Below are 15,578 nucleotides of genomic sequence, written 5' to 3'. Positions count from 1 at the left end.
TGCGGCCCTTTCGCCGGCAACGCCGGCTCCCACAAAGTATTGCTGCACACTATCCCTGTGGGAGCCGGCGTTGCCGGCGATAGCCTTCAGATCACACCAGCTCTTGCTGGCGCAACTCACTCTTCAGGTAGGCGTAGTAAATCGGCCCCGCCACCACCCCCGGCAGCCCGAACGCCGCCTCGCACACCAGCATCGCCAGCAGCAACTCCCACGACTTGGCACTGATCTGCCCGCCAACGATCCGCGCGTTGAGGAAGTACTCGACCTTGTGGATAACAATCAGATAACCCAGCGCCGCCATCGCCACCCAGATCGACAACGACAGGCCGACGATGGTGATCAGGGTGTTGGACATCAGGTTGCCGATCACCGGCAGCAGGCCGAGCAGGAAGGTCAGCACAATCAGGGTCTTGGTCAGCGGCAGGTGCACACCGAACAGCGGCAGCACCACGGCGAGGAAGATGCCGGTGAAGAAGGTGTTGAGCAGGGAAATCTTGATCTGCGCAAAGACGATGTTGCGAAACGCCTGCACCAAAAGCGCCAGGCGGTTGAACAGCGCCGCCGCCAGGGGCTTGCGCTTGGAGATGTCGGGAATGCGCTGCAAGGCGACGATGGCGCCGAGGATCATGCCGATCAGCAAGGTGACGAACATGTGCGCCGCGCCCTTGCCCACCAGTTGCAGCTCGCCCAGGTGGGTCTTGAGCCATTCGCCGATGGCCACCTTGAACTCCGAGGCACTGGCCGGCAGGTAGGCGTCGATGAACGGCGGCAGTTGCCCGCGCGCCTGGTCGACCAGGAGCATGAACTTGTCCAGCGATGCCCCGGGGTTTTCAGCCTCGTGCAGCAAAAAACTGATGGCGCCGGCAAACAGCAAGGTCAGGGTGCTGACCACCAGGGTGCCGAGCAGCGCGACCGCCAGCCAGCGCGCCCGTTGCCCGGCAATCAGGTGCTGCAGCTTGGGCGTGAGCATGTTGACCAGTTCGAACACCAGCAGCCCGGCCAACAGGCTTGGCAGCAACTTGAGCGGCAACACCAGCAACAGGCCGGTGAAGACGATGATCCAACTGGCCAGGGTGATCTGGCGCTGAGTAAAGGTCATACAACCTCGAAAGGCGACGGCATGGAAAACCGGCAGTCTGCCAGCCTTCGCCCGGCAGGCATAGTGGCACGCAGCGGCGTTGCGGCTGGTAATGCCGCCCTGATGTTTCTATGATTGCCGCCCCCAATGGAATGGCGGCGCCGCGCTGGCGCATTCGCAGGCAGGCGAAACAGGAATCCCTCTGTGCCTTCCCACCTTCAAGGCACAGAGTTCAAAACCATGCGCAAACTGCTTGTCCTGCTTCCCCTGTTGCTGCTTGGCGGCTGTTCGGAAGATTTCGCCACCCTGCATTTCGCCCAGCCGGTAAGCGCCTACTATGGCGACCTCAAACAGCAGTACGGCGATGACCTGTACCAGGCCATCCTGAAACTCGGTATCGACCCGAAGGACATCGAGGTCGAACTCGACAATGACCACCGCCAGGACTTGCTCATCAGCGTCTCGCGCTCGCTCGATGCCGGTAAGCGTCAGGCCCTGCGCGAGTTGTTCGACGAAATCCCCCGGGCCCGAGCGGCCACGTCCTGGGAAGTCGACGTCACCCTTGAACCGCAGTCACTGGAGCCCCAGTACCAGGTCTGGCGCGAGGCGCTGGAAAAGATCAAGGGCCCGGTCACCCTCGAGATCAAGCTTGGCAGCCGTATCGAAGCGCTTTCCACCGCCACCCTCATGGACAGCATCCAGGCCGCCGAGAAAAAAAGCGAAGTGTCGAGCATCATCACCTGCCACGTGCTGGCCGAAGTCTCGCGCGGGCCATTCAAGCTCAGGTCGATCGTGCAGCTCGAGGAAGGCCCGTCGGAACGTGCGCAGGTGGTCATCGAGTACGGTCAGATGCGTTATGCCACGGTGCCTGCACAGTTCGACTTCAAGGACCCGGTCCTGAAGGAACGAATCCGCAACGGGCAGATCAAGGCCTGGCAAGCCGAACGGACGCTGCAGCGCAATCCGTACGGCCCGTTCGAGATGGCCTTCGAAATCGGCTCGCTGGGCAAGCAGAGCGTTAACCTCTACTCAGGCACCGACCAGCGCATCAGCATGCTCCAGAGTGACTGCCGGGAGCTGGCCGACCACGCCGGCCGGCCGTTCTCGCTGTTTATCGGCCAGGGCCTGGACCGGCTGGAGTCGGTGACTTACGCCAACTGACGCAGGTTACTTTTTCTTCAGGCAGTCGCTCATGTACGCCTTGCGCTCATCACCCTTGAGCGCTTTGGTGGTGGCGTCGGCGTTGCAGGTTTTCATTTTGTCCTGCTGGGTCGCAGGCTTGGCTTTCAGGCAGGTGCTCATGAACGCCTTGCGCTCGTCGCCCTTGAGCGCCTTGGTGGTGGCATCGGCGTTACAGGTTTTCATTTTCTCCTGTTGCGCCGTGGCGGCAAATCCTTGGGAACACATCAGCAAACCGAGCAACAGCAACGGCACACGCACCATCTTCATGGCGTTTTCTCCTGGTCGCTGCGCACCACGCGCAGCCTTGGCCGAAGTGTAGACAAATATTCTTACAAACCTCCAGCGCGAGCCTGCCGCCGGTACTGCTCCGGGGTGCAATGGGCCTGGCGCTGGAACATGGCGATAAATGCCGAGGCGCTGCTGTAGCCCAGGTCGAAGGCAATCTGCTGGGTCGGCAGGTTCTGCTCCAGCGCCTCGATGGCACGCAAAAAGCGCAGGCGCAGGCGCCATTCGCCAAAGCTCATGCCCAACTCGCGAATGAACTGCCGGGCCAGGGTGCGTTCACTGACATGCACGCTGGCCGCCCAATGGCCGAGCGGGCGATTGTCGCCAGGCTCGCCGTGCAGCGCCTGCAACACCTCAGCCAAACCGGCGCTGCGGGCGTAGGGCAGGTAACAGGTCTGGGCCGGGGCGCGGCGCAGTTGGTCAACCAGCACCTGGGCCAAACGCTGGTCGGTTTCATCTCCAGGCACCTTGACGTCACGGGCGGCAAAATCGCCGAGTATGGCTTTGAGTATGTCACTGATCACCAAGGTGCAAGGCTCGCCTGGCAGCCCTTTGCACACCTCGCGATCCAGGTACACCGAGCGATAGACAATGGCCTGGGGGTTGTAGCAGCTGTGCTCGGTGTCGGGCGGCACCCACACCGCATAGTGCGGCGGCGAGATGAAGCGCTGGCCGGCGATCTCCAGGTGCATGATGCCGTGGGCCGCATAGTTGAGCTGGCCCCAGGCGTGCCGGTGGGCGGCGCTGTGGGTGTCGGCGCCGAATTCGTCATAGCGAAAATACACCGGGGCCGGCAAGGTCTCGAATTGCGGGATGTTCAGGTACTTTATCGGCATGCTGTCTGGATCTATGCGCAGGTTGTCTGGATACAAGTATAAGCAACGGGACAGACAAGTGGATAATTGCCGCCTGTATCCTCAAGAGTTCCCGTTTCATGAATTATGCGTTTCCGTTGCTGGCAATCTTCATCTGGGCCGGCAATACCGTGGTCACCAAGATGTCCGCCGGGGCGATCTTCCCGGCCGAGATCGGTTTCTATCGCTGGCTGCTGGCCGGCCTGCTGTTCACCCCCTTCCTGCTGCGCCCGGTGCTGCGCAACTGGGCAGCCATCGGCCCGAACCTGGGCAAGATCTTCATCCTCGGCGTGCTCGGCATGGCGGTGTACCAGAGCCTGGCCTACTTCGCCGCCGCCATCACCAGCGCCACCAACATGGGCATCATCCTCTCGCTGATGCCGTTGATGTCCCTGGCCCTGGCGATCATCAGCCTCGGCCAGCGGCTGACCATCGGCGCGCTGATTGGCGCCGTGGTGTCGTTCGTCGGTGTGCTGGTGGTGGTCTCGGCCGGTGATCTGGCGGCGTTGGTGCAACACGGCGTAAACAGTGGCGATGCGCTGATGCTGATTGCCACCCTGGCCTATGCGGTGTACAGCACCCTGCTGAAAAAGTGGCAGTTGCGCATCGCGCCGCTGCAACTGCTGTACCTGCAGGTGCTGGTGGCGATCATCGTGCTGTTTCCGCTGTTCGTGTTTTCACCGAAGACCGGCCTGGGCGCTGGCAATATCGGCCTGGTGATCTATGCCTGCGTACTGGCCTCGATGATCGCGCCGCTGGCCTGGATGCAGGCGGTCAGCCGCCTCGGCCCGAGCCGCACGACGCTGTTCTTCAACCTGCTACCGGCAGTCACGGCAGTGATCGCCGCCATGGTGCTGGGCGAGCAACTGGCGCTCTATCACCTGGTCGGCGGGGTGTTGACCCTGGTCGGGGTGATCCTCGCCGAACGCTGGAAAACACCCCTGCACCGCCGCGCTACAGCCCCGCAGCCTTGAGCCTGGCGGCATGCTCGGTAAACAGCCGTACCGGCTCCGCGCCCTTGCCCACCGCCCCTAGCGACTGGTTGACGATGTCCAGGTGATCGAGCGGATAGTCATCGCCGATCACCTGGCCCAGGTGCGAACTGAAGCGCCCGACCATGCCGTCGCACTGGCCCTTTTCCCGTACGAAGGTGCGGGCGAACAGGCGGCAGAAGCGGTTGCTGCCATCCAGGCGGTTGAGACCGCGATCGGTCAGGCCCGGTTGCAAGGTGCCGGACCAGGAGTAGTAACGCACACCATTGACCTCGGCCGGGCCCTCGCCGCCCCAGGTCGTCGGCAGGCCCTGTGGATAAACCTGGTTGAAGCGCGCCACGCCGGCACTGGTGAGCGACTGGTGCGAGGCGTGCACGTCGATCGGCAGTTTCGGTCCGCGCCAGCCGGTTTCCAGCCAACCCATCAATACCGCCAACCCGTGCAGCAAAGCCTTGAGCACACGGCCGCGGGCAGAGTGGGCGGGGTAATAGTCATGCAGGTGATCGGCCAGCTCCGAGCCGTGATTGGGCCCGGCAATCGAGGTGACCGAGGCCACCCATTCCGGCCGTTTGGCCGCCGCATAACGCGCGGTCAGGGCGCCCTGGCTGTGGCCGAGCAGGTTGACCTTGTCGGCGCCGGTACGCTGGCGGATATCGGCGATGATCAGCAGCAACTGCTCGCCGCGCACTTCGCAGGAGTTCAGCGGCGAAACCTGCACGGCAAACACCTGGGCACCGCCCCGGCGCAACGCCGAAACGATCCCGAACCAGTAGGGATACAGCAGCAAGCGGACAAACCCGAGCATGCCCGGCACCAGCAGCAGTGGATAACGCGTGGCGAGCCCTTGGGCCATGGCTGCATTCCCCGTTCCGTGGACAGTCGGCCAACCCTACAGGCAATTCGATGGCAATCGCAATCGAACTCCCGCCGCTCGCTGGGGTTCCAAGCCAATAGACCCTCAGCAAGGAGCTCAACCATGTACAAGCATACCCTGGCCATTCTGCTGACCACCGCCACCCTGGCCGCCTGTGGCAGCCGGCCGGAGAACCCGGTGGACTACGTCACCTACCACGAGGAACCGCTGGTCAAGCAGGTCGAGAACGGCATGACCATGCAGCGGGTGATTGCCATTGGCGGCAGCCCCTCGACGGTGATCGACCTGCCCCATGGCGGTACCTGCAACAACTACATCCTCAACCGTGACGGCAAGCAGCAGGCCTACTACGTGCGCTTCGACGCCACCGGCCATGTCGACGCCAAGGGCTTCAAGACCTGCGAACAACGCCAGGTCGACGACGATGCCGTCGACAAGGCCAAGGCCAAGCTATAAAACTTTTCCGCGTGCCGGGGACTCACAGCTTAAGTAACCAGCGCGCCGACAGAGCGTGAAGATCGATCCGTTTTCAGCCTGGAGATGATGATGAGCAACGTTGAACTGACCGATGTTAAAACCTTGCGCGAACGCGCCCGCCAGCATGTCGAGCAGGGCGCGGTGACCGAGGGTTACAGCGCCGACCGGGAGAAAATCCTGCGCCTGCTCAACGAGTCGCTGGCCACCGAGTGGGTCTGCGCCCTGCGCTACAAGCGCCACTACTACATGGCCAGCGGGATCAAGGCCAGTGTCGCCGCCGACGAATTCCTCGAACATGCCACCCAGGAGCTGCAGCATGCCGACAAGCTGGCCGAGCGCATTGTCCAGCTGGGCGGCGAGCCGGACCTGAACCCCGACAACCTGAGCAAGAACTCCCATGCCCAGTACGTCGCTGGCAACAACCTCAAGGAAATGGTCCTGGAAGACCTGATCGCCGAGCGGATCGCCATCGATAGCTACCGCGAGATCATCCAGTACATTGGCGAAAGCGACCCGACCACCCGGCGCATCTTCGAAGATATCCTGGCCCAGGAAGAAGAGCACGCCGACGACATGGCGGATTTGCTGCAAGGTCTGTAGACCTTATCGCGGGTCAAGCCCGCTCCCACAGGTCTGGTGCACTCAGTTCCATTGTGGGAGCGGCGGTGCGACGGCTCGACTTGACCCGCGATTGCTTCCCCTCAACCCGCCTTCACCGCCCGCGGCGCCTTGCCAGCCTTCATCTGCTCCAGCAATGGCGTGCACTGGTTGGGCACATCACCACTCGGCGCAATCAACGCCAGCAAGCCGGCTGCCGGGCCGGCAACCACGCCCAACGCCACCATCCCCGCGCCCCGCAGCGCCAGCGGCAGCGCCTGCACGCCGGCACTGGGCTTGGCAAACGGCCCGCGCACATACAGCGGCGAGCGCAGCGAGAACAGGCGCACGCCCTTGGACTCGGGGTTGATCTTCAGGTCCAGTTGCTCGCTGGCAAAGTTGGCCGTGCCATCGATATAGATGATCGCGTTCTCGGTATCAAAGACGAACACCCGGGTCGTGGCCAGACCGTCCTTGATGCCGAAATCGGCCGCCGCGCAGTTGATCTTCACTTCCTTGTCGCCAAACAGCTTGCCGACCACATAGTTGCCGACGTTGAGCCCGGCGATTTCCATCAGTCCGCGGCTGATCGCACCGTCATTGATGAGCATCTTCAGGTCGCCATTGGCGGTGGCCAGCAAGGCTGCGACCGAGTTGCCGCGCCCACTGATGTCGGCGTCGCCATTGAGCTCGCCGAAGCTGGTCTTCATCGGCTCGAAGGTCGGGAACAGTTGCTTGAGCTTGAAGTTGCGCGCACTCAATTGCGCCCGTCCCTGCAACGGCACGCTACGGCCATCGAGGCGTACCTGGGCGTCGAGTTTGCCGCCGGCGATGCCAAAGCGCAGCGGCTCCAGGCGCAGCACACCGTCATCGAGGACGAAGTGGCTGGACAGGTCAGTGAACGGCAGCTCGGCACTGTGCACGATGCGCTTGCCGCTGAAGGTCACGTCGGCGTCCATGGTCCGCCAGCGTTCGGTACGAAACTCCTCGACCGGCAACACCTTGCCTGCCGGTTGCTTGCTGGCACCGCCGCGAGCTTTCTGCTGGGCATTGGAGTCGGCGCCGATCAGCGGTGCGAGGTCTTTGAACAGCAACTGGTTGGAAACCAGCTTGCCGGTCAGCTTCGGCCTTGGCTGGCTGGAGACGAACGCCAGGTCGCCATGGATATCGCTGTCGCCGATCTTGCCGTTGAAGCCTTCATAGCGAAACACCGCGCCACCGGGTTCATGCAGCTTGGCGGTCAGATGACCGTCGGTGGCGTAGGGCGGCGAATCGGGCAGGGTCACGCCGGTCAGCGGATACAGGTTAGCGAGGCTTGCGCCCGACAGGCGCAGGCGCAGGTCGAGGGCACCGAGGTTGCGTGGGTCGGTGAGGGTGCCGGCGACGGCGATGCGGGTATCGCCAATGGCCATGTCGGCCTGCAGCGGGAACGGTTGCGAGGCGTCCTGCAGGGCCAGCAAGCCGCCGATCTTGCCGGTACCGGCCAATGCCTGGCCTTTGTAGCGCCCCTTGAGTTTGAGGCCGAAGGCGTAGTCCTGGGCGGCACCGGCCTTTTGTGCCGAAGCCTTGCCGACGATATCGCTGAAAGGGATCGGCTTGCCCAGCGGGTCGATGAGCATGTCCAGCCGGGTCTTCAGGGTCTGGTCATCGAGGCTGACCTGGCCCTTGTCAAAGCCGATGGCGCCGATGTCCAGCACCCACTTCGACGGCTCTGCCTGCTCATCCTTGGGGCCGAAGTCGAAGGTCCAGTTGGCGCGACCATCGGCCAGGCGCTTGAGGCTGGCGGTCGGCTGGTTGAGGTCGATGCGCGCAATGACGATCTGCTGCTGCAGCAGCGGCAGCGGCGCCAGGCGGAACTCGACGCGCTTGAGGCCGACCATCTGCGGCTCTTTGAGCCAGTCGGGGTTGCCCAGGGTCAGGTCTTCGGCGATGAAGTGCGGCCATGGCAGCCAGGCGCGCCAGCCGCCCTGCTCCGGTTCGCGCTGCCAGCGCACTGCAAGGTTGCCGTTAATGGCGAAGGACCGGTGCAGCGCTTCGGAGACCTTGGCATTAAGGGTGGGCTTGACCCGGTTCCAGTCGAAGGTAGCGATGACGATTACCAGCACCGCCAGCACCAGCAGCAGGCTGGCGAGGGTCCAGGTGATGATTTTGGCGGGGCGCGTCATTGCACGATTCTCCTGATGACTGCATGGCAAAAGCGGGCGCGTTGATGGCACTTATCTGTTCGGACTGATGAAACGCCGAGGGGTTTAATCGATTGGCCATGATAACCAGGTTTTTTCTGACCTTTTTCTCAACTTTTGTCGATTGTTAGCGTGCTCGCCGACCTTGGTAACGGCTCCGCCGCAGTTGCTCATGGCGCCACAAACCACGTTCTAGAGCGGCTGGCGCGAAGCATCAATTGCGTTGATTGTTACCATTATCTTTATGAACTTTTATCTGGCGTTTCCCGGCGTAGCATTGGCTCCGTACCCACTTTCCAGCCCCGCCGAGGAGCACCGAATCATGAAACGCCAATTACTGCTGAGCCTGTCCCTGTCCATCCTGGCCGCCAACGCCTTTGCCGTACCTGCCGCCGACCAGGCGCTGACCGCCGAAGCGCGTTCGAGCTCGACGGTCATTGCGCAACCGCTGAACCCGCTGGCCGAAGGTGGTTCCGATCGCCTGATCGACCGTAACAACCGCGTTGCCGAAGGTGGCTCCGATCGCCTGCTGGAACGTAACAACCGCGTTGCCGAAGGCGGTGCTGATCGCCTGAACGACCGGGTCAAAGTCGCCGAGGGTGGTGCTGATCGCCTGAAACAGTATTACAAAGTAGCCGAAGGTGGTTCTGACCGTCTGAAAGCACGCTTCGAGGTCGCAGAAGGTGGCTCTGATCGCCTGATCGAAAACCAACGCGCGAGCTGAAGCCTATGCCAGACAACAAGACACATCAGCGCTGTAGCAGCTCCCCTCCCAGCCCGGTCCATTGACCGGGCTTTGTTTTTCTGGCGCCAGGCTATTAGAGTGCAGGGCTGTTTCACTGCCTGCCGATACTTGCCATGCTGCCGCGCGCCGAACAAAAGCAACAGACCCGCCACGCCCTGCTGGATGCCGCCCGCAACCTGATGGAGAGCGGTCGAGGCTTCGGCAGCATCAGCCTGCGCGAAGTGGCAAAAACCGCAGGCATCGTCCCTACCGGTTTTTACCGGCACTTTACCGACATGGACCAACTGGGCCTGGCCCTGGTCAATGAAGTGGGCGAAACCTTCCGCCAGACCATCCGCCTGGTGCGCCAGAACGAATTCGAGCTGGGCGGCATCACCGACGCCTCGGTGCGGATCTTTCTCGATGTGGTGGCGGCCAACCGTGCCCAGTTCCTGTTTCTCGCCCGCGAGCAATATGGCGGTTCGCAACCGGTGCGCCAAGCCATCGGTACCCTGCGCCAGGGCATCAGCTCGGACCTGGCCACCGACCTTGCGCGCATGCCGCGCTGGCAGCATCTGGACGCCGCGGCCCTGGCGGTGATGGCTGACCTGGTGGTGAAAACCGTGTTCGCCACCCTGCCAGAGCTGATCGACGAGCCAAGCGACAACGCCGGTGAACCGATCAGCGCCCAGGAGAAGATCACCCAGCAGCTGCGCTTCATCTTTGTCGGTGCCAAGCACTGGCAGGGGCTCAGTGCGCTGTAGGCAGTCTGCTGTGCTGGCTGTACTGGCCTCATCGCGGGGCAAGCCCGCTCCTGGCCCGCGATGAGGCCGGCAAAGTCAGCGCCTTTTCCTGCTACCATTGCGCGCAAACGCACCGACCGCGACGAAATTTTCCATGCCCGACCTTCATACTGCCCAGCCTGAACTGCCCGCCCTGCTCGCCGAGGTCCAGGCGCACTTTGACCAGCGCATCGTGCCGCTGTGGCAAGGCCCGGGCTGGAATGCAGAGATGGCCCTGCCCTTCGAAGCCCTCGACCCGCAACAGCAACCCATGCCGGTGCAACGCTACCGGGCCATGGCCTGCGCGCGCCAGCTGTACCTGTTCAGCAGCCGCATCGAGCAACCCGGCGCCAGCGAACGCGCCGCCGCGCTGTTTCGCTCGTTGCAGCGGCATTTCCATGATGCCGAGCACGGCGGCTGGTTCTACAGCATCGACGCCCAGGGCAAGCCGCTGGACCGGCGCAAAGACCTCTACACCCATGCCTTCATCGTCTTTGCCTGCGCGCATTACTGGGGCAAGGTGCATGAGCCACTGGTCGAATCGGCCCTCAATGCCGCGCTGGAAGTGGTAACCGAGCAGTTCGCCCGTGATGACGGCCTGTACGAGGCGAGCCTTGGCGAAGACTGGTCGGACCTGGCCAGCGGCCCGCTGCAGAACCCGCTGATGCATCTGGCCGAAGCCTTCCTCGCCACCCTCTCGGTGCGTGACGACGAGGCCGTCGAACAAGCCCTGCAAAGCCTGGCTGCGGCGATGCAGGAACACTTCATCGACCCCGTACACGGGGTGATGCTGGAGAAACCACGCGGGGCTGTGGATAACTGGTTCGAACCCGGTCACCAGTTCGAATGGTTCTACTTGCTGGAGTCTTCACCGCTGCTACGCGGTAGCGAGCTGCATGCCTCGCTCAGCCGCGCATTTGCCTATGCCGAACAGTGCGGTGTGAAGGACAGCGCCGTGCTGGCCATGCTCAGCGCCGAGGGCCAGGTGCGCGACGCCACCCAGCGCATCTGGGCCCAGGCCGAATACCTGCGCGCCCTGACCTTGCGCCCGGCCAGCGCCGCCACGGTGCTGGCCCAGCTCAAGGCGTTGCAGCAGAACTTCCTGCATGCCGGTGGCTGGCACGAGTGCCGCGATGCCAGTGGCAAGGTCAGCCGCGCCGATATGCCGTCGACTACGCCTTACCACCTGGCGACTTGCCTGGAAGGGCTGCAGCGTCAGGTTTGACGCTGTCGCGGGTCAAGCCTTGGCTGAACGATCGATCGAGAACCCTGCCCACGCCTGGCTCACCGGCATCAGCTCAAGGCTGTTGATGTTGATGTGCGCTGGCTGGTTCATGATCCAGAAGATGGTCTCGGCGATATCCTGCGGCTGGATCGCCTCAGCGCCGGCATAGGTGGCATCGTAACGCGCCTGGTCGCCAGCGAAACGCACCAGCGAGAACTCGCTCTCGCACAGGCCCGGCTCGATGTTGCTGACCCGCACGCCAGTGCCCTGCAGGTCGCAGCGCAGGCTCAGCGAGAACTGCCCGACGAATGCCTTGGTGCCGCCATACACATGGCTACCCGGATAGGGGTAATTGCCGGCTACCGAGCCGACGTTGAGGATGGTCGCGCCACGGCCGTGGGCGATCAGCCGCGGCAGCAGCAGGCGGGTGCTGTACATCAGGCCCTTGATATTGGTGTCGACCATGGTTTCCCAGTCGTCCAGGTCGCACTTGGGCGCCGGGTCGGCGCCCAGGGCCAGGCCTGCATTGTTGATCAGCCCGCGCAGCTTGGCGAACGACGGTGGCAGGTTGTTGATGGCTTCTTCCATGGCCTTGCGGTCACGCACGTCGAGTACCAGGCCGTGCACTTCGGTTTGTTGCGACAGCTCGGCACACAGCGCTTCCAGGCGCTCCTGACGGCGACCGGTCAGCACCAGCGACCAACCGGCTTGCGCAAAACGACGGGCGCAGGCTTCGCCGAAGCCGGAAGTTGCGCCAGTGATGAATACGGTAGAGGTCATGCGGGTCTCCTTGATGAGGCTGATCACAGGGGTTGCAGCATGCCCGCGGCCGCGTTCGGCAGCAAGCAATTCGCATCACTGTACAAAAAACGATCAAAGCTGTGAAAGCCCCGGTATAGAAGGCCTGCGGCAAGCTTTACGCATGTTATCCACAAGCCCTTCCACAAAATCCGGGGGCAACTCGAAAACCCTGCAAGCCGCGTAATCCGGGGCTTGCGCAAGTATTTCCCTTGACCTCTGGCGCAGGCCTTGACCTAAGGCCGGCAACAGGCGTCGAAGGCGTGGATTTCCATGATGGCTCCAGGCCTGTAACGACGCTGTCTTCGCCGATCTTTCCAAGGCTTGCCCACAGAGTTATCCACAGGCCGGAAGCGCGCTTTAATCGCCATTTGCGCTAAGGACAAAACACTTGACAAACCCCGATGCGAAAGCCGCGAAAAAACCTGATCAAAAAACAACCACACCTCTGTAAGCCTTGTAAACAAAGGGCTTCAGCAAGCTGCACCCAAGTTACCCACAGTCGGTTCCACACCAATGGTGGACAACTCAAACCCCCATGAAAACGCCCGCTGAAGCGACGTTCTGTCGCGCCCAAAAGAATGTCTGGACAATGTTTTCCACAAAACTGTGGACAAAAAAACGCCCCGTCAGCCGGGGCGCTTTTTTTCACCAACGATCAGTGCCCGCCCAAGTAAGCGTTGCGCACCTCCTCGTTGACCAACAGCTCCTGGCCAGTACCGGTCATGCGGATATGACCGTTGACCATTACATAGGCGCGGTCCGAGAGCTTCAGCGCATGGTTGGCGTTCTGCTCCACCAGGAAGATAGTCATGCCGGTCTGCGCCAGCTCGCGCAAGGTGGCGAAGATCTGCTTGACCACGATCGGCGCCAGGCCCAGCGACGGCTCATCGAGCAGCAGCAATTTGGGCCGGCTCATCAAAGCCCGGGCGATGGCGAGCATCTGCTGCTCGCCGCCGGACATGGTCATGGCGCGCTGGTTGCGCCGCTCCTTGAGCCGCGGGAACAGTTCGAACATGCGCTGCATGTCCTCGCTGGCGAACTTGTCGCCGATCGGGATGGTGCCCATCATCAGGTTCTCTTCCACCGACATGTCGGGGAACACCCGGCGACCTTCCGGCGACTGGGCAATGCCGTTGGAAGCGATGTAGTGCGACGATTTGTGAGTAATGTCGGTGCCACGGTAGATGATCTGCCCGGCTGCCGCCCGCGGCTGGCCGAAGATCGACATCAGCAGGGTCGACTTGCCGGCACCGTTGGAGCCGATCAGGCTCACCGTTTCGCCTTCATCGATGTACAGCGAGACTTTCTTCAGGGCCTGGATCGGCCCGTAGAACACGTCGATCTCTTTCAGTTCGAGGATCGGTGTACTCATACCAGTTCCTCTTCATCGGCGCCCAGGTAGGCAGCAATCACCGTCGGGTTGTGACGGATGTCCTGTGGCGCGCCTTCGGCGATCACGTTGCCGTGGTCAAGCACCACGATATGGTCGGAAATGCTCATGACCATGCCCATGTCGTGCTCGATCAGCACCACGGTCAGGTCATGTTCGTCGCGCAGCACGCGGATCATCTTGCTCAGCGCTTCGGTTTCCTGCGGGTTGAGGCCGGCAGCCGGTTCGTCGAGGCAGATGATCTGCGGCCGCGTGCACATGGCCCGGGCAATCTCCAGGCGCCGCTGCTGGCCGTACGACAGCTCACCGGCCAGGCGGTTGGCGCAGTCGACCAGGTCGACCACTTCCAGCCAGTAGAAGGCATGGTCGAGGGCATCGCTTTCGGCCTTGCGGTAGCCCTTGGTGTTGAGCACGCCGGCCAGCAAGTTGCGGTTGACCCACATGTGCTGGGCCACCAGCAGGTTCTCGACCACCGACATTTCCCGGAACAGGCGAATGTTCTGGAAGGTCCGCGCCAGACCTGCGCGGTTGACCAGGTGAGTACCACCGAACATCTTGTAGTGCAGGCGGTTGATGAAGCGCTTGGGCGAGACGAAATCGCCCAGCTGAAAGCGTTCGCCCAGCAGCTGGATGACATTGGTGCGGGTGCCGCGCAGGTTCAGTTCGATCTTGCCGCCACTGGCTTTGTAGAAGCCGGTCAGGCAGTTGAACACCGTGGTCTTGCCGGCACCGTTGGGGCCGATCAGGGCGAAGATCTGGTTGCGTCTGACCTTGAGGCTGACATCGCTGAGCGCCTTGATGCCGCCAAACTGCATCATCAGGTTTTCAACCGAGAGAATCACGTCATCGCTCATGGCGCCACTCCTTTACGCGGGACTACACCGGTACGGCTGATACGAATCAGGCCGCGCGGTCTCCAGATCATCATCAACACCATCAGCACGCCGAACAGCAGCACCCGGTACTCGGAGAAGCTGCGCAATAGCTCCGGCGCCACGGTCAGCACGAACGCAGCAATCACCACGCCGACGGTCGAGCCCATGCCGCCGAGCACGACGATGGCAAGGATCAGCGCCGACTCGAAGAAGGTGAACGACGACGGGTTGACGAAGCCCTGGTAGCTGGCAAAGAACACCCCGGCAAGGCCGGCGGTAGAGGCGCCGAGGGTGAAGGCCGAGAGTTTCACCAGCACATGGTTCAGGCCCATGGAACGGCAGGCGATCTCGTCTTCGCGCAGCGCTTCCCAGGCGCGGCCGACCGGCATGCGGGTCAACCGGTGCTTGATGTACAGCACCGCCAGCACCACCAGGAACAGCACGATGTAGATGAACAGGAATTTCACGTTGGGGTTGTAGGCAATACCGAAGAACTCGTGGAACGGCACCCCGCCGTCCTTGGCCCGACGGCCGAACTCCAGGCCCATGAAGGTTGGCGACGGCACCGGCATGCCGTTGGGACCGCCGGTGAACGACAGCCAGTTGTTGAGCACCAGACGGATGATCTCACCAAAGCCGAGGGTAACGATGGCCAGGTAGTCGCCATGCATCCTCAGCACCGGAAAGCCCAATATGCACCCGGCCAGCGCCGCAGCGATTGCCGCCAGGGGCAACACCGTCCAGAAGCCCAGGCCCAGGTACTGGTAACCCAGGGCCAGGCCGTAGGCGCCGATGGCGTAGAAGGCCACGTAACCCAGGTCGAGCAGGCCGGCAAGACCTACCACGATGTTCAGGCCCAGACCCAGCAGTACGTAGATGAGGCCGAGGATGACCACGGTCAGCAGGTACTTGTTGGCGAAGAACGGGAAGACGATGGCAATCACGATCAGTGCCGGAATGATCCAGCGCAGCCGCGACTTGTAGTCCGGCGCCAGCACGTGCACGCCGGAACCATTGCCCTCGAAGCCCTGGAGAATCGACTGGCCCTTGGGCGTCTGCAGGAACAGGCTGAGGAAAAACCGCCCGACCATCACCCCGGCCACCAGCCAGGCGACACGGGCCGGTTCAAGGTTGAAGCTGTAGCCGTCGAGCACCACGCCGACGATGGGCCCGAAAACGATCAGGGAAATCAGCCCGGCGAGGACCGTATCGATCAGGCTGCGCTTGATATCGAATGTAGTTGTTTTGGCAGCAGACAT

The 15,578-nt window shown here is 62.5% G+C and carries 16 protein-coding genes; 7 read left to right on the top strand and 9 right to left on the bottom strand.

Annotated features, from left to right (window positions below):
- Window positions 1-91: 91 nt before the first annotated feature.
- Complete coding sequence (locus tag LOY34_RS02680) at window positions 92-1,099, bottom strand: AI-2E family transporter (RefSeq protein WP_045196927.1); 1,008 nt, start codon at window positions 1,097-1,099, stop codon at window positions 92-94.
- A gap of 219 nt (window positions 1,100-1,318) precedes the next feature.
- Between LOY34_RS02680 and LOY34_RS02675 the strand changes: the two genes are divergently transcribed.
- Entirely contained in the window at window positions 1,319-2,239 is a 921-nt protein-coding gene (locus LOY34_RS02675) for a hypothetical protein (RefSeq protein WP_143013252.1), read from the top strand.
- Window positions 2,240-2,245: 6 nt separating this feature from the next.
- On the opposite strand, the gene LOY34_RS02670 is transcribed toward LOY34_RS02675, so the two are convergent.
- Together LOY34_RS02670 and LOY34_RS02665 are read right to left on the bottom strand one after the other, a co-directional pair.
- Window positions 2,246-2,527, bottom strand: a complete 282-nt coding sequence (locus LOY34_RS02670) for a PsiF family protein (protein WP_045196923.1) — start codon at window positions 2,525-2,527, stop codon at window positions 2,246-2,248.
- Between the two features lie 62 nt (window positions 2,528-2,589).
- Window positions 2,590-3,381 carry a helix-turn-helix transcriptional regulator gene (locus tag LOY34_RS02665; protein ID WP_195885569.1) on the bottom strand — a complete coding sequence of 264 codons (792 nt, stop codon included), beginning with the start codon at window positions 3,379-3,381 and terminating at the stop codon, window positions 2,590-2,592.
- A 98-nt stretch (window positions 3,382-3,479) separates the two neighbouring features.
- Here LOY34_RS02665 and LOY34_RS02660 point away from each other — a divergent pair, with 98 nt between their 5' ends.
- Window positions 3,480-4,373, top strand: coding sequence for a DMT family transporter (locus LOY34_RS02660; RefSeq protein ID WP_195885568.1), 894 nt, complete (start codon window positions 3,480-3,482; stop codon window positions 4,371-4,373).
- Here LOY34_RS02660 and LOY34_RS02655 read toward each other — a convergent pair.
- On the bottom strand, window positions 4,354-5,244 hold the full coding sequence (locus tag LOY34_RS02655; protein WP_195885567.1) for a triacylglycerol lipase: 891 nt from the start codon (window positions 5,242-5,244) through the stop codon (window positions 4,354-4,356). The genes LOY34_RS02660 and LOY34_RS02655 overlap by 20 nt on opposite strands.
- Window positions 5,245-5,367: 123 nt before the next feature.
- Here LOY34_RS02655 and osmE point away from each other — a divergent pair, with 123 nt between their 5' ends.
- Together osmE and LOY34_RS02645 are read left to right on the top strand one after the other, a co-directional pair.
- Window positions 5,368-5,721 carry an osmotically-inducible lipoprotein OsmE gene (osmE, locus tag LOY34_RS02650; RefSeq protein ID WP_045196915.1) on the top strand — a complete coding sequence of 118 codons (354 nt, stop codon included), beginning with the start codon at window positions 5,368-5,370 and terminating at the stop codon, window positions 5,719-5,721.
- Between the two features lie 90 nt (window positions 5,722-5,811).
- Entirely contained in the window at window positions 5,812-6,342 is a 531-nt protein-coding gene (locus LOY34_RS02645) for a bacterioferritin (protein WP_045196913.1), read from the top strand.
- A 101-nt stretch (window positions 6,343-6,443) separates the two neighbouring features.
- Here the strand turns inward: LOY34_RS02645 and LOY34_RS02640 are convergent, their stop codons facing one another.
- Entirely contained in the window at window positions 6,444-8,504 is a 2,061-nt protein-coding gene (locus LOY34_RS02640) for an AsmA family protein (protein WP_258664247.1), read from the bottom strand.
- A gap of 340 nt (window positions 8,505-8,844) precedes the next feature.
- On the opposite strand from LOY34_RS02640, the gene LOY34_RS02635 reads away from it, so the two are divergent.
- From LOY34_RS02635 to LOY34_RS02625, 3 genes are all read left to right on the top strand, one after another.
- Window positions 8,845-9,246 carry a hypothetical protein gene (locus tag LOY34_RS02635; protein ID WP_195885565.1) on the top strand — a complete coding sequence of 134 codons (402 nt, stop codon included), beginning with the start codon at window positions 8,845-8,847 and terminating at the stop codon, window positions 9,244-9,246.
- A 134-nt stretch (window positions 9,247-9,380) separates the two neighbouring features.
- Window positions 9,381-10,010 carry a TetR family transcriptional regulator gene (locus tag LOY34_RS02630; protein ID WP_195885564.1) on the top strand — a complete coding sequence of 210 codons (630 nt, stop codon included), beginning with the start codon at window positions 9,381-9,383 and terminating at the stop codon, window positions 10,008-10,010.
- A 133-nt stretch (window positions 10,011-10,143) separates the two neighbouring features.
- On the top strand, window positions 10,144-11,253 hold the full coding sequence (locus LOY34_RS02625; protein WP_195885563.1) for an AGE family epimerase/isomerase: 1,110 nt from the start codon (window positions 10,144-10,146) through the stop codon (window positions 11,251-11,253).
- 12 nt (window positions 11,254-11,265) lie between these two features.
- Here LOY34_RS02625 and LOY34_RS02620 read toward each other — a convergent pair whose 3' ends face one another.
- The 4 genes from LOY34_RS02620 to livM all read right to left on the bottom strand — a co-directional run bounded on the left by LOY34_RS02620 (window position 11,266) and on the right by livM (window position 15,578).
- Window positions 11,266-12,033, bottom strand: a complete 768-nt coding sequence (locus LOY34_RS02620; protein WP_195885562.1) for an SDR family oxidoreductase — start codon at window positions 12,031-12,033, stop codon at window positions 11,266-11,268.
- Between the two features lie 676 nt (window positions 12,034-12,709).
- Entirely contained in the window at window positions 12,710-13,426 is a 717-nt protein-coding gene (locus LOY34_RS02615) for an ABC transporter ATP-binding protein (protein ID WP_195885561.1), read from the bottom strand.
- Window positions 13,423-14,298 (bottom strand): ABC transporter ATP-binding protein, encoded by an 876-nt coding sequence (locus LOY34_RS02610; protein WP_038997426.1) that lies wholly within the window; start codon window positions 14,296-14,298, stop codon window positions 13,423-13,425. The genes LOY34_RS02615 and LOY34_RS02610 overlap by 4 nt, the downstream gene beginning before the upstream one ends.
- Window positions 14,295-15,578, bottom strand: coding sequence for a high-affinity branched-chain amino acid ABC transporter permease LivM (livM, locus tag LOY34_RS02605; RefSeq protein WP_195885560.1), 1,284 nt, complete (start codon window positions 15,576-15,578; stop codon window positions 14,295-14,297). The genes LOY34_RS02610 and livM overlap by 4 nt, the downstream gene beginning before the upstream one ends.

Source organism: Pseudomonas sp. B21-009 (assembly GCF_024749345.1).
Classification (GTDB): domain Bacteria; phylum Pseudomonadota; class Gammaproteobacteria; order Pseudomonadales; family Pseudomonadaceae; genus Aquipseudomonas.
This window is presented reverse-complemented; position numbering and strand designations above follow the sequence as displayed.